The organism is Nostoc sp. FACHB-110 (assembly GCF_014697425.1).
Taxonomy (GTDB): domain Bacteria; phylum Cyanobacteriota; class Cyanobacteriia; order Cyanobacteriales; family Nostocaceae; genus Nostoc_B.
Window position 1 is genome coordinate 95,350 of the sequence record NZ_JACJRU010000009.1, and the last position, 14,199, is coordinate 109,548.

Below are 14,199 nucleotides of genomic sequence, written 5' to 3' on the forward strand. Positions count from 1 at the left end.
TTACCGCTTCTCCTGCCTACTCATAACCTTTGTAGAGACGTTGCATGGCAACATCTCTACAAATTCGGCAACATCACGAATAACCTTAACCCAAGCGTATTACCTTATGGATTTCGGGTAAATACAACATCAACCCAATAGTTACTAGACTGATAACTATTAGTTGGAAAGATGCTACTAGTAGCATAACTGTAGACACCATTATTTCCACTTTCCCCATCACGTAAAGCGTGTAAAGGTGGACTATCTACTCCCGCACTAGCAAAGAAACCATCATTAACAGCGTAGTTACCGCTACTAGTAAAATAAGACGCTACGTAGATAGTGTTAGGAGTAATCGCTACTGGAGTAGTAAAGTTAACTTGTTGCCAACCAGAAGCAGTTTCATTGCTAAAAGTTGCCGTTGCTAATTTTTGGCCATTGATATCCCATAAATTGCCGATGTGAGTACCCGTATTATTAATTAACTTGTAAAAACGGATACTACTAATTAAGCCACCAACATCAGAACGGAACTTAACTCCCAACTCAGCAGCATTTAAGTCAGGTGTTGATGGTTCTGCTGGAGTTACTGAACTATCCCAAATACTTTGCGGAGGTAGTGTCGATGCAGTGGTAAAAGTCCAATTTAAGGTAGTTAAGAGGGCGTTACCCGCTGTATCTTTCACCCGTGGATCGAAAATGCCACCTTTAAGTGTAGCTTTATAAGTAGTGGAAATTGCTAATGTGCTATTGGGTGTCAGCTTGGCAGTACGGGTTGCTGCATTATAAGTAACCGTGCTACTGATCAATACATTGGCTGAGTTGCGTAACTGGAAGGTGTCAGTATTAACCGTTGTGGGATCTAGTGCCTCGCTAAAAGTCGCAGTCACACTAGTAAAAGGATTAACCTTTGTGGCTTGGTTAGTTGGAGAAGTAGAAGTTACTGTTGGGGGTGTTATATCTAGGACATATTCAGCAATGTAAGTACCTGAATTAGCAGCAAAGAACGCATACTCAATCCCTTTAATTGCCTGTGTTGTCCGCGTCACCGGGCTACCATTAAGTTTAATACTGTTCAGAACCAAGTTGCTAAAGCGAGTTGGCAACATTGCTTGTAAACCATTGGTATTCGCACCTTTAGTAATATTGAAACTTAACTTATTGCCGCTCCATACCAAAGAGCCAAAAGATGAGCTATTGCGCCCGTCAAGCCACTTTAACAATTGAGCAGCAGAGATAATCGGTACGCTTCGGTTTGTGGCAGAAGTGACTACCGCATCAGCTACAGGTGAAACATCTGTATCGGTATGAGCGTTGACGTTAAAAACACCGTAATAACCTTCTTCTCCAATTGCGCGATCGAGTAAAGAATTAATAGAAGCAGGATAAGACTGTCCCGACTCATCAGTTAATTGCGTAGCTGCATGATAAACATCAATCATTGTGCCGTTCTGGTTGGCGAAACGCATTGGCATACCAGAACCTGTAAAGAATCCCGGTCTGTCATTTATCCAAGTAGGCGGCCAATAGTAATAAGTTGTGTCCAGTCTGATACCGTTATTAAGTTCAACTTGTGGAGTACTAAACCAATCACTCCAAACTAAGCAATGGTGTCTTTCGGTGACAGGGGTAGGAATGCTTGCATACTTAGTAGTAAAGTCGCTCAGTTGAGTAGTATAGAAACTCGCTAATGAAGCAGGGGTAAAATCTGCACAGTTAGTATTAACGTGTAACGACACTTCAAAACCATCATTTGTATAAGCTGCTGCTTGCAGGCTAGTTAATGGCGAGTTCGTGTAAATATAAGAAGTTCCACGAATACATTCCCAATCATCGACAGAACAACCAGGGTTACTTTTAGCTTTAAACTGGTCAAACCTGGCAGCAGTTCCACCGTTAGCATGATCATCACCAGTCATGAGGACAACGGCTTTTTTCCCGTGTGGAAAATACCAAAAGCGCGGCAAAGGTTTTTTATTCTGATTCATTTTGAGAATCAAGTTGGCGAGTAAGCGTTGTTGCTCATCAGCCTGGGGAATCGCCACTTTATTTAAGTTGACCCAATCGGGTTTGGGATCGCCACTAGCAGCACCAAAAAATAAATCATCAGAGCGAATTGGCGGCAAATTATCGCGTTCTTGTGTTGCCCAGAGGGGATTACCTTGACGTGTGTAAACAATTGAACGTGCTAGATCGTAGCTAAAAGCCGCCGCTTTACCGCCATAAATCCCAACGTTGCGTAGAGTGACAGCGGGATTGGTCGTTGCGGTGGTGGGGTTGGTATAAAGTGTTGCAATGCTCGCAGCACCGTTAAGGTTGTAAAGGTCAGCAGTTCCGTGGAACTGAATAGTTTGGTTGACAATGCCATAGCCGACATCTGATGCAGTATTCACCAGCAAATAAGCATCAGGCAGGGTAGAGGTCGTAGTTGTCAGCCCCAATAGACTAGCTAGCTTTTTGTCAGGGTGCATGGCAATCAAATTACCACCACCATTCACCCAAGTAGTTAAGGTTGTCACCTGATTAGAAGTTAAAGTTGTCTCAGCCAGGATAGCAACATCATATTTAGCTAGTGTGGTTGCCGAGATTGAGGAGATATCGCTGACATTGAAGCTATTAAAGCCTTCCGTTCGCAAAATTTCAGCGTAGTAGTTAGTAAAGGGATTAGAGCTATTAGTGATTAATAAGATTGGCCCGCCTGGTGGAGATGGGATGGCGGCAATTAGTTGTTCATCTCTAGAATTAATGTTGCTGTTGCTGGAGTTAATGGTTGTTTGGTTTTTGAGGCTCTTTTGGGTATCTAGGTCTGTATTTAACTGGTTGAACAATTGAAGATTTTGCTCTAGCAAGTTATTAGATGCGTTCCACTTTTTCAATGCACCTGTTTTGTCTGCACTAACAAAGCTAGTTCCATCGGGATTAGCCGCCACCACATCAACAACACTATTATGTCCAGCTAGTTTTGCTAACAAATTACCGCTTGCCACATCCCAACGATAAACATTTCCATCATCACCCGCAGCAATCACGGATTTTCCATTTTTGGCAAAGGCAACTGTGATCAGTTTTTTATCAGCTTGGCCTAAAACTTTGATTTGCTTACCTTCTTGGACATTCCAGAGTCTAACTGTGGCATCATCGCTCGCACTAGCTAGGATAGTTCCCTCTGAGTTAAAGTCTACTGCGTTGACTTTAGCCCCATGACCCAGCAAGGTGCGCAACTGTTTACCTGTTTTGGGACTCCATAATATTATCCATCCTTCATTTCCTGCACTAGCTAAAGTTTCGCCATCTTCGCTGATGGCGACTTGATTAACAAAGCCTTTATGTCCTTCCAGGATTTTATCTAGTTTGTTGGTTCGAGTATCCCACAAGAAAATTTTAGTATCTTCACCTCCAGTAGCTAATATATTGATTTTCTGGTTGACAGTCAGGGTTTTGATTGGGTGTTCATGACCTTGCAATATTGTGGTTTCTTGATCATTTGCTAGATTCCATCGACGGATGACGGAATCTCTACCACTGCTATTGATCTGACCATCTGAAGTGTATGCTAACCCTGTGATAGGAGTTTTTTGTTTTCCCGATAGAGTCTTTTTCGGCTTACCTGTCTTTGCGTCGTAGAGTTTAATTTCACCATCGGCAGTACCACCGACTAATGTCTTTCCATCTGGACTGAATGTAATTGCAGTTACGCCTGTCAGTTTTTTAGTCAGAGGCTTTTGTGCGATCGCATAGTCATCTATCTGACTCAAAAAAACTAATGTTAACAGCGCGCAACAAAACAATACAAAATACTTAAGCGTTCTTCTCATCGCTTTACCATTCCCATCTTTCATTCAAGCTTTGTGTTCAGTTCGTGCCGCAGATTTATGCTGACGGCAGAAGTTAAATTGTGCGAAATTCTGATGATGATTTTGGCTGTGACCAGCTGATGTAAGCAGTAGTTTGGTTGCTGATTCAAGTCTTGACAAGACTCTCATACCATTTCACGAAAAATATGATACAGATAAAACCCTGAAAGCTTTGCTGTATCTAAGTTTTTTAATTGCGTTAGCGCAGCGTTAGCGAGCCTGCGATAGCGAAGCGTTAGCGAGGAACGAGCGTCGCGTCATTGCGTTAGCGCAGCGTTAGCGAGCCTGCGATAGCGAAGCGTTAGCGAGGAACGAGCGTCGCGTCATTGCGAATTGTGAATTGGTATCAGCCGCTATAGCTGTTGTACAAACAAACGAAATCAAGCAATCAATTTTTTGTTTGTGGATTTAAGCAGCCATTTTGGTAAGAAAAAACTACTATTACCTCGCTGATGTCTTTGATGTCACACGAATGCTCTTGTATGAGCTATCACCGATTTTTTGCTGAGATTTTTTACCTAAGCCTAGTAGTATACCGAGTTATGTAGGAAACGCTAAATTAGAATATGCTGTGAGCAATAATTTACTCAGCTAGTTTGGTCAATAATCAGTTTTGGCTTGTGTTAGTTTTGAATATCCCTGTTGATCAATAAGTTCGCCTGTTTTATCAAGCTTCATCAAGATGCTACCCCTATAGTTACTATAGGATTGTTTCTATATTAAATCTAACTATCTTAATGCCGTAAATATACCTTAAGAGTGATGATTTTAAAAGAAAATATGCACTTATTATCTCTATTGTTTTGTTTAAACTGGCTTAAGTCCACTTGCGAGAACACTTTAGTCATCGTTTCACCATCAGGTCAAAAATGATGAATTCATACACAACCTGGAAAAATGAGGTTCATAATTCGACATATTGACCACGTAATCATTAGGGGTTGAGTCACTCTGTCAAAAACCTACACCTGTGAGACACCCCAAACCCGCCCCAACGGGGCTTGGTCAATCGCAAATCTCAACTCCAAAATCTAAAATTGTTTGACCACTATAGATACTGGTGTTAAAAATGATTAATTATTTTGGTGCATTTTGCCGTTATGACTAAGGTTCAAAGATTAGCGCACAAGATGTTGCAGTGCCAGGAAGAGTCTGTGAGGTTTGCCGTTACACTCCTTCCCAGCGACAACTTACGCCTGGAAAAACTAGCGCAACTGATGGGATATACAAAAAGTGCCTTTTGCAGTGAACTCATCGCTGCGGCATTAGATGATATGGAAGAGGTAATTGATACTCCTGACGCTCATATTGATCAATTTCTGCCATCAGCAGAGGAGTATGCAGATGCTTTAATTGCTTTGGAAGCCAATCTCACCGCCGGACATCGAGCGATGTTAGTGGCTCATTATCAGTTACCTAATCGGACTGCAACTACTCCTGAACTAGCTAAAGCAGCTGGTTATGAACATTACGGTGCGGTGAATTTGCAATATGCCAGACTAGGGTATTTGTTAGCAAAAAATTTCAATCGTTCTTTGCCAACTCATACTGATGGTTCTCCATTTCCGACTGCTTTGTTAGTTGAGTGGAGTTTTGATGATGTTTGGTATTGTACGTTGCACCCACAGGTAGCTGAAGCATTAGAAATTGTGGGTTTAGTAGGTTGGCAAAAATCGGCTTAATGTGGTGTGGTTAAAGATTGGTTGTCAAGATAGTACAAAGTAGGGGAGAGCTTTTAAGATTTTGCGTGGTTTGGAGTTGCTCGTCAATCAAAACTACGATCGCATGACACAACAGATAAAAGCTACTCCTCTTCTTTCGCAAATAGTTCGATTAAGCCAACAGTGCCAACAAAAAAGGTATAAGCTGCATATTTGATTGGCATTTTATTTTTTGCAGAGGCATAAAAAGCTGCGATCGCCGCCTCAATCAGATGAGCTATCATAGCAAAACGTTCAAACCAAATAATCAAATTCAGGCTGCTGGGGATTTGATTGTGATTTAATACTGCATAAATATTCCACAATTCCAAACCAATTGCACTAGTTATAAGAATCGTTGAGATAATTTTGATCATCTTGGCAAGGGTTTTTTTGATGTTGGAATTCATGCTTATAGATAGGTTACAGGTTAAATTTGAGAGAGTTAAAAGTATTTTGGTGTCTAAATTTTATCATCTATGAACCTCAGCAAAACTGTATTATCTCTATAGCTAAGATAAATGAGCGATTGTTTGATAATTATTTTTTGCTGCAAAACTGGTATATGCAGAATCCAATTGAGCAACTTTTAATCAAGCCAATTATCCGCTTGGTGATTGGCGAGCAAAAACTCCGGTTTTATGAAAGTATTAATTGGGAGGAGGAGAGCGATCGCTTGCGACAACCACACTTGATTTATCCTAGTTATTACACCAATACAGTTTAGTTAAGGCAACAACTTAGACTGGTGTAGGTTGGGTGGAGGAACGGAACCCAACATTCACGCATACTTTGTTGGGTTACGCTATCGCTACACCCAACCTACTATTCTCTTAAAGGAAAAAAAGCAACTAAACCAGCAGATATAAATAAGTAAATGGCTTGAAAGCGTCTTTTAAAAGCAAGTTTACGAATGTTTTGACCTGCGGGATGGTGCAATTTTGGCATTCAATAATGGAAGGTAGAGGAAGTTAACTAGCTGTTTTAGCAAGTTTTACTTTTATCTACTTGAAAGTACATTAAAATTAGCATAAAAAATTATAGCGATCGCCTAGTTTACCAAAAGCGATCGCCAGTCTCACTCAACCCAACCACTCAGGATTGTGGGCTGTACTATCAAATTGGCTAGTAGTTTTAAATAGTTCGTATTGTCCTTTAAGTGCTGCTTGGCGAGTGCGATTGAGTAGTGCTTGCACTTGCTCTTGACTCATCGGCTTAAATGTGCGTGCAGCTTCAAAAGCTTGGTCTAAGATTTCCATTCTTTCAATGCCTGTAATTACGGTTGAAGTTGGCAGATTCATCGCATAATGCAGACATTCGATAGGTTTAACAACATTACTTTTGAGAATATTTTGGTCGCCCATTGATTTCATCCCCAAGACCCCAATTCTATCGTTGACTAATCTGGGTAAAACTTGGCGTTCAAAACTGCGGAAGTGAGCATCCATAACGTTTAACGGCATTTGCACTGTATCAAAACGAAAGTTGTTTTGCGCCGCAACATCTAACATTCTCAGGTGAACTAATGGGTCTTTGTGGCCAGTAAAACCGATATAGCGGATTTTGCCTGCTTTTTGGGCTTCTAATACTGCCTCCATCGCACCCCCAGGGGCAAAGATGCGGTCTGGGTCTTCCATCCGAATTACTTCATGATGCTGCAATAAATCAATGCGATCAGTTTGCAAGCGTTTGAGCGATTCATCAATCTGCTTGGCTGCTTCTTTTTTGGTGCGTCCGTCGATTTTGGTCATCAAAAAGACTTTTTGACGATAGCCATCTCGCAGAGCTTTACCCATCCGCATTTCGCTACCACCATTATGATAGTCCCAGCTATTATCCATGAAATTAATACCGCGATCAATCGCAGCACGGATAAGCTTAATACCTTCTGCCTCATCTTTGGGTCTACCAATATGATGACCACCCAGACCAATCACAGATACCTGTTCTCCTGTCTTTCCCAGAGTGCGATAAATCATTTCACCTTTTTTGGTCTGATTTGGAGGGGTTTGATTTTGAGCTAAAGCTGATTTGGATAATCCAGATGCAGCAGCCATTCCCACTGCACCCAAACCTGAAGCTGAAGCCGCTTTGAGTAAATCTCGTCTGCTGATATCCACGAAATGAATCCTTGAAACTGTTACGCCCTCTTAGCTTTGCACTCTCAATACTTAGCTGCATCTAACTGGTGAAGGAGAACAGTAGTGCGAAAGAAAGAGGTTATCTCGTGTTCGGTTAAAGACTTATCATTAAGGCCGCAGGGGTGCAGGGGAGATGGTTTTGTCGTTTCTGCACAAATTTGTCGAATCACCGTTGATGATCATTTCGTTTGAAAGATATTTTGCACCATGACTTTATCTGAACTCGCAGCAGCTTGATCTAATTCGGCAATCTCTTGTGAGTCGAGATACCAACCCAACGCACCAATATTATCTTGTGCTTGTGTTACTGACTTTGCCCCAGGGATAGGGATAGTTCCTTTACAGATGCACCAGTTAAGAGCTACTTGGGACATGGTTTTGTGTCTAGTTTGGGCAATTTCTCGCAAACATGATAAAAGCGATCGCGCCCCCGGCAATAATTGTCTAAATAATAAACCGCGTATACCTTTGGGAAATGGCCCCTTTTGGGAGTATTTACCTGTTAATATTCCCAGTGCCAGTGGACTGTAAGCAATTAGTTTAATGCCTAATTCATCGCACACATCTTTTAGATGTAGTTGGGTCAAAGGATATGTAGACAGTAATGAATATTGCACTTGCAAAGTCGAAATCGGGACACCTCGTTCTGCAAATCTTTGATGCACAAGTTTCAACCTTTTCGGGCCGAAGTTAGATAGACCAACTCCCTTAACTAATCCTTGTTCATACAAGTCAGCTAAACCATCTAACAGTCTTGTTTCTTGCCAAGGTGCATAGTTACCTGTAGACCAGTGCATTTGGACTAAATCAACATTTCTGCCTAAGCGTTTAGCAGAAGCACGACAAGCTTGAATCATAGATTGGCGTGTCCATCTCCAAGGATAAGCCGCCAGTTTTGTAGCAAGACAAATATTTTCTTGATTTAATCCCTGATATTCTTGGGAGAATCGCCCCAAAAGTAACTCACTGCGTCCATTTAATCTACCTGTGCCGTAAGAATCACCTGTGTCAAACAATGTGACACCGTTGCTCACGCACAGATTAAACACAGCTTGCAACTGTTCATCCATGCTTTCGTTGTATCCCCAAAGCAGTTGGTTTCCCCAAGCCCAAGTTCCACAACCCATTGTAGACAGGGATATTTCTCGACTCTTATGCATTTTTTTATAGATTTCCCTAATATCAATGTTCATTATCTAACGGCATTTGATATGCGATCGCGCTGTGAAACTTCCATCAAAAAACCTGATTTCCTGTCATCTACCTTAAATAATTAACCACGCCACTAAACCCCAAAAAGGCACAAATCTCAACCAACGTTTGCGGCTTTGTAGTGGTTCAATGTCTCCCATCAACACAGCTTGAAACACGCTAAAAAACACTAAATCCACACAAAAGGCAATTGTAATGCGATCGCGACTCAAACTCTGCACAAAATATTGCCCTCTAGCACTTAATTCGCCAAATTCTGGTCTGCCGATAACGCTCCAAATTCCGGCAATTATGCCGATTATTAACCCTATCCAGCCAAATATGCGCCCTAGCAAACTTTTATTTTTTGGTGGGACTGCTATTGGTGGTTTGGTGGCTCTAATCGCCATATAGGGACAAAGAAAAGTATTAGTGAGAAACATTCCTAAACCCCAAATCAGTAATTTCGGCAATCCATACCCGCGTGGGTCTGCTAGCAATAACGGTAAAAACATCAACATCCAAGCTAAAGCAAAGTTAAACAGAGATTCTATTACCGGATGGGCGATGGCATCTGGGATAGCTTTGATGCCAATCACATTGAGCATCGGCAAGATGAAAAAGAAATTAACTGATTCATGCCAAAGTTCTTGTAAAGTCTGGGGTTGAATTGCCCAAATTGGTTCTCCTGGTAGTATCTGTTGTGGTGGAGATAACAGCAGAACATAAATGTAAGCGGCGGAAATTAACCAGAGCAGTCCACTCATGAGACGCTGATATTGAGGTTGTTGCTGTGGCTGGTTTGATATTGTCATGATAGAGCTTGACTTTTGGCTATCTTTATGTTCTTAAACATACAATACTTTATAGGTATTATTATGGTTATAAATAAAAAAAACCTATGAATATTAAAGTCTTGATAAATCACCCGCAAAGCAAAATATTTATTGGGTACTAATAAATACTAGTTACATCAAAAATGTTTAACAGTGTTTAGTTTGCTCGATAATTTCCGGTGCAAAAATTCGATGTGCTGCATTGAATGAACAACTACCAATTAACCATTTATCTCATAAACAACACAACTTAAATCTGATATGGCTAAGAGATTCCATCACAAAAGTATGCGATGGCGTGTGTGGGTAGCTGAAAAATCATTCAACTCGATGACTCTAGTTACTCTTGTGCAAAGTTGGCGGCGCAGGCTCAAGGGTTTTTTGCCGTTACTCGCGTTAATATCTTTGTTAACAGTCGTCTTGGCAGACAGTCTAACACCTGCGATCGCCCAAATACCACGCCAAGAAATTCGTGGGGTTTGGATGACCAACAATGATTTCAATACTCTCAGAGAACGCGCTAAAGTCCAAGAGGCTGTAAATCACCTCAGGCGGCTCAACTTCAATACGGTCTATCCTGTCGTATGGAATTCTGGCTATGTTATGTATCCTAGTGCTACGGCGCAACGTGCAGGGATTCAACCCTTTGTCATGCGTGGTACTGATGGGCAAGATATTCTAGCAGACTTAATTAATCAATCTCATCGCAAAGGTCTGTTGGTAATTCCTTGGTTTGAGTTTGGGTTTATGGCTCCCCCAACATCAGAACTCGCCTTAAATCATCCAGAATGGTTAACGCGCAAGCGCAATGGTCAAGAAACATCTATTAGTGCAGCTGGTGAGGTTGTCTGGTTAAATCCTTTCCACCCGGAAGTACAGCAGTTAATTCGTAATCTCGTGCTGGAAATTGTCACTCAATACGATGTTGATGGTATTCAGTTTGATGACCACATGAGTTTGCCCCATGAATTTGGCTACGATCAATACACAGTAGCTCTGTATACTAAAGAAACCAAAAATTCTCCTCCAGCCAATCCTCAAGATCCTGTATGGGTAAAATGGCGCGCCGATAAAATTACTGCTTTTATGGTGCAACTCAACCAAGCAGTCAAAGCTAAAAAACCCGATGCAATTTTCTCCGTTTCTCCTAACTATTACGATTTTGCTTACAAGTTTCACTTGCAAGATTGGCTAACTTGGTTGCGGCAAGGTATTGTAGATGAGTTAATCGTGCAAGTTTATCGCCCCGATTTGCCAAGTTTTGTCGCTAATATTGGCCGTTCAGAAATTCAAGAAGCCCAACGCACAATTCCTACAGGAATTGGCATTATGACAGGCCTACGCAATAACCCAGTACCCCTACGACAAATTAAATCTCAAGTTAGGGCAGCCCAAGAACGCGGCTTAGGTGTAGCATTCTTCTATTACGAAAGTCTCTGGGACTCGGCCCCAGAACCTATAGCTGAACGTCAAGAAGGATTTAAAACGCTGTTTCCATATCCGATGTTTCGTGCAAAAGTAGAGTAGAAGTTTTTCGCTCTCATCAAATTGGCACACAATGATTATGAAAAGGGTGTAGGGTGTAGGGTGTGGGGTGTAATAGTTTGGCATAACTACACCCCCATCACCCGAATCAACAAAGAAAATTTTGTCAATTGCTTTAAATAAAAATTACGAAAATTGCCCATCAATACTTCAGTATTACTGAGCCGCTTCATCAAAAAACCTTGATAAATATTACATTCTATGTGTTCAGCACTATTGGCTAAATTCGCCAATCAAACCAAATTCCTAGATTAAGTTAACTTCTTGAACGGAATTAAGGGAGACTTGAGAATCTACCAGAGAAAGTGTTGAACTTTAGTTAAGCATATCAATATTTTTATCTTCCGTGGGAATCATATAGGCAATTACGCTAATAACAGCTAGAGGTGATCCAGTCTCATGAATTTATATGAATTTCCCGTAATATTACTTAACTAAACATTACATTTTGTTTGGTTGGGACAAAGCTGACTTTTTTTAAGTGAAAGTACTGAGAAAAAATCTGTTAAATTTTGTTAGTTTAGCAGTATTCTTCCAGAGTCCACGAACAAATACCATTTTGAATTGAGATTTCAGATTTTGGATGGGAAATCGCTTTCTAAGTCTGGCTTGTGGTCAATCCATCTATCGCCATCATTTTTCCAAGTGGTATTTCAATTGCTTTGCCGCAAGTAGGTTTTTTGATCTTGACCTGGGTGGACTTAAATTTTTTAAACACTTAATTATTGCACTATTGTCATAAATTTAACTTTTCAATAGTACAAATACAGAGGTGAATATCTTCCAAATTACTCACATAACATTGCCTTTACCTAAATTTTAGGTAGAGAAAAATGTAGCTTAAATAACAATATTTCATAAATCAGATTTTGATGGGAATGGTGATTAAACTGCTGTACTTATTGCGCTAACTTGCTTTGAATCTAACTGAAGTATATGCAAAATCAAACTTCTATGAGTAGCTATCGGTTAATCCAAAAATTACATCCATTGTCTTTATTAGCACAGCTTACTAGTCGCCGTGCTACTGGTTGTTTACGGGTATATACTGGCTCGATTTCGTGGTCAATTCATTTAGAAGAAGGTAAGCTCACTTACGCTTCTTGTTCCGATAAGATGTTTGAGCGATTAGATAATCAGTTGCGACTATTAAGTTTAAATATTCCGGCTCTGAACAGTGCGACTCGCGTGCAGATGCGGCTGATGTTTGAACCAGCCAGTGAAAGTTTGTCAATACCATATCCAGATTACCAGGCTATTTGTTGGCTAGTTGAGCAACGATATATCAGTTCGATGCAAGCAGCCACCTTAGTAGATGTCTTAGCAAAAGAGGTACTGGAGTCTTTTTTAGTTGTCAAAGAAGGTAATTACGAATTTTATCCCGATAATTCCTGGAATGAACTACCTAAATTCTGTCAGTTAGATTTGCGTTTATTAGTGGAATATTGTCAAAGACAATTACGCCACCGACATCAACCACAGCCAGGAGTTCAGGTTGCTAAAGGTACGCAAGTTTTACCCAAAATTAGACCATTATCCAAAGAAACACAATTAACCCAACAAAAAAATATTGAATCAGTTGATGCTAAAAATTACAAACCTATCTCGCAATTAGAAAAGAAGAGTTTATATACTATCGCCTGTATTGATGATAGTCAAACTGTGTTAAATTCCATCAAATTATTTTTAGATGAGAACACATTTACTGTAGTGACTATTAATGATCCAGTTAAAGCATTAATGCAAATTCTCCGCAGTAAACCTGACTTGATTCTTCTCGATGTAGAGATGCCTAATTTAGATGGCTATGAGCTTTGTTCTTTATTAAGACGGCATTCCGCCTTTAAAAATACTCCCATTATTATGGTGACGGGTAGAACAGGATTGATTGACCGGGCTAAAGCGAAGATGGTCAGGTCATCGGGCTATTTAACTAAGCCTTTTACGCAATCAGAGTTACTAAAAATTGTTTTTAAACATATTGATTAAATGATTCATATTTTAGCATCAAAGGAGATTGAGCAGTGAGTTTAACTTTGGTTGGCACAATTTTAATTGTTGAAGATTCTCCCAGTGAATTAGAACTGATGAGCCACTATTTAAGGGAAAGTGGTTATAACGTCATCAAAGCTAGTGGTGCTAAAGAAGCTTTAGAACAGGCAATTTTACAACAGCCTGATGCTATTGTCACTGATGTTGTGATGCCGGGTATGAGTGGATTTGAGTTATGTCGTTCTCTCAAAAAAAATCCAACCACCCAGAAAGTTCCCATAGTTATTTGTAGCTCAAAAAATCTAGAAATTGATAGATTATGGGCGATGAAACAAGGGGCTGATGTTTATCTAACAAAACCATACACAAGAGAACAATTATTAAGAGCTATTAAATCAGTGGTGATTAAAAATAATGAATACTTCTAAAGTTTTAATTGCGGAAAAAACCAGCCAAAATAACCTAGGAGAAGGTTATCTTAAATTTCAGATAAATCAACAAACATCTGCTATTTTAGCAATGAATCATACGCAAGAGGCGGTGATTTTGCCTGTTGAATTTGTCACTCCCATGCCGAATATTCCTGGATGTATTTTGGGTTTAATGAATTGGCGGAGTCGCATAATTTGGGCAGTTGATTTACCCAGAATGCTGAATTTAGAGGCTATCGATACAAGAAGGCAGCAATATAATGCCATTGTTATTAAAGTTGAATCACTGCTTTTAGGTTTAGTTGTCCAAGAAATTAAAGGTACAACTAAGATTATGCTTGACGATATTCATTCCCCAATTGGACAAGTCGCATCCAGTTTAGTTCCCTATTTACGTGGGTGTGTTGTGCAACAAGAAGAAATATTGCTGGTATTAGATGCACAAGCAATTGTGCAATCTTCTATTCTCCGCAGTGATTAAGTTGTTTGGTAATAGACAACTTGCAAAATTGTGAATTGACCTATGC

The 14,199-nt window shown here is 40.2% G+C and carries 11 protein-coding genes; 6 read left to right on the forward strand and 5 right to left on the reverse strand.

What is annotated here, in order from left to right:
• Positions 1-104: 104 nt before the first annotated feature.
• A complete protein-coding gene (locus H6G69_RS11450) occupies positions 105-3,797 on the reverse strand; it encodes a DUF4082 domain-containing protein (RefSeq protein ID WP_190686149.1) in 3,693 nt (1,230 codons plus the stop codon).
• Positions 3,798-4,966: 1,169 nt separating this feature from the next.
• Here H6G69_RS11450 and H6G69_RS11455 point away from each other — a divergent pair.
• Positions 4,967-5,518, forward strand: a complete 552-nt coding sequence (locus H6G69_RS11455; RefSeq protein ID WP_242072039.1) for a hypothetical protein — start codon at positions 4,967-4,969, stop codon at positions 5,516-5,518.
• A 122-nt stretch (positions 5,519-5,640) separates the two neighbouring features.
• Here H6G69_RS11455 and H6G69_RS11460 read toward each other — a convergent pair whose 3' ends face one another.
• Positions 5,641-5,946, reverse strand: coding sequence for a hypothetical protein (locus H6G69_RS11460; protein ID WP_190686154.1), 306 nt, complete (start codon positions 5,944-5,946; stop codon positions 5,641-5,643).
• Between the two features lie 155 nt (positions 5,947-6,101).
• On the opposite strand from H6G69_RS11460, the gene H6G69_RS11465 reads away from it, so the two are divergent.
• The gene (locus H6G69_RS11465; protein ID WP_190686157.1) at positions 6,102-6,263 is read left to right on the forward strand and encodes a hypothetical protein; all 162 of its coding nucleotides are present in this window, start codon (positions 6,102-6,104) and stop codon (positions 6,261-6,263) included.
• A 355-nt stretch (positions 6,264-6,618) separates the two neighbouring features.
• On the opposite strand, the gene H6G69_RS11470 is transcribed toward H6G69_RS11465, so the two are convergent.
• The 3 genes from H6G69_RS11470 to H6G69_RS11480 form a co-directional block, all read right to left on the reverse strand.
• Positions 6,619-7,656 (reverse strand): aldo/keto reductase, encoded by a 1,038-nt coding sequence (locus H6G69_RS11470; RefSeq protein WP_190686159.1) that lies wholly within the window; start codon positions 7,654-7,656, stop codon positions 6,619-6,621.
• Between the two features lie 200 nt (positions 7,657-7,856).
• Positions 7,857-8,837 carry an aldo/keto reductase gene (locus tag H6G69_RS11475; protein WP_190686162.1) on the reverse strand — a complete coding sequence of 327 codons (981 nt, stop codon included), beginning with the start codon at positions 8,835-8,837 and terminating at the stop codon, positions 7,857-7,859.
• Between the two features lie 105 nt (positions 8,838-8,942).
• A complete protein-coding gene (locus H6G69_RS11480) occupies positions 8,943-9,683 on the reverse strand; it encodes a hypothetical protein (protein WP_190686165.1) in 741 nt (246 codons plus the stop codon).
• 282 nt (positions 9,684-9,965) lie between these two features.
• Here H6G69_RS11480 and H6G69_RS11485 point away from each other — a divergent pair, with 282 nt between their 5' ends.
• The 4 genes from H6G69_RS11485 to H6G69_RS11500 all read left to right on the forward strand — a co-directional run bounded on the left by H6G69_RS11485 (position 9,966) and on the right by H6G69_RS11500 (position 14,153).
• Entirely contained in the window at positions 9,966-11,231 is a 1,266-nt protein-coding gene (locus H6G69_RS11485) for a glycoside hydrolase family 10 protein (protein WP_190686166.1), read from the forward strand.
• A gap of 954 nt (positions 11,232-12,185) precedes the next feature.
• The gene (locus tag H6G69_RS11490) at positions 12,186-13,238 is read left to right on the forward strand and encodes a response regulator (RefSeq protein WP_190686169.1); all 1,053 of its coding nucleotides are present in this window, start codon (positions 12,186-12,188) and stop codon (positions 13,236-13,238) included.
• A 35-nt stretch (positions 13,239-13,273) separates the two neighbouring features.
• Positions 13,274-13,669 carry a PleD family two-component system response regulator gene (locus H6G69_RS11495; RefSeq protein ID WP_190686172.1) on the forward strand — a complete coding sequence of 132 codons (396 nt, stop codon included), beginning with the start codon at positions 13,274-13,276 and terminating at the stop codon, positions 13,667-13,669.
• Positions 13,656-14,153 carry a chemotaxis protein CheW gene (locus H6G69_RS11500; RefSeq protein WP_190686175.1) on the forward strand — a complete coding sequence of 166 codons (498 nt, stop codon included), beginning with the start codon at positions 13,656-13,658 and terminating at the stop codon, positions 14,151-14,153. Before H6G69_RS11495 ends, H6G69_RS11500 begins: the two co-directional genes overlap by 14 nt.
• Positions 14,154-14,199 lie beyond the last annotated feature (46 nt).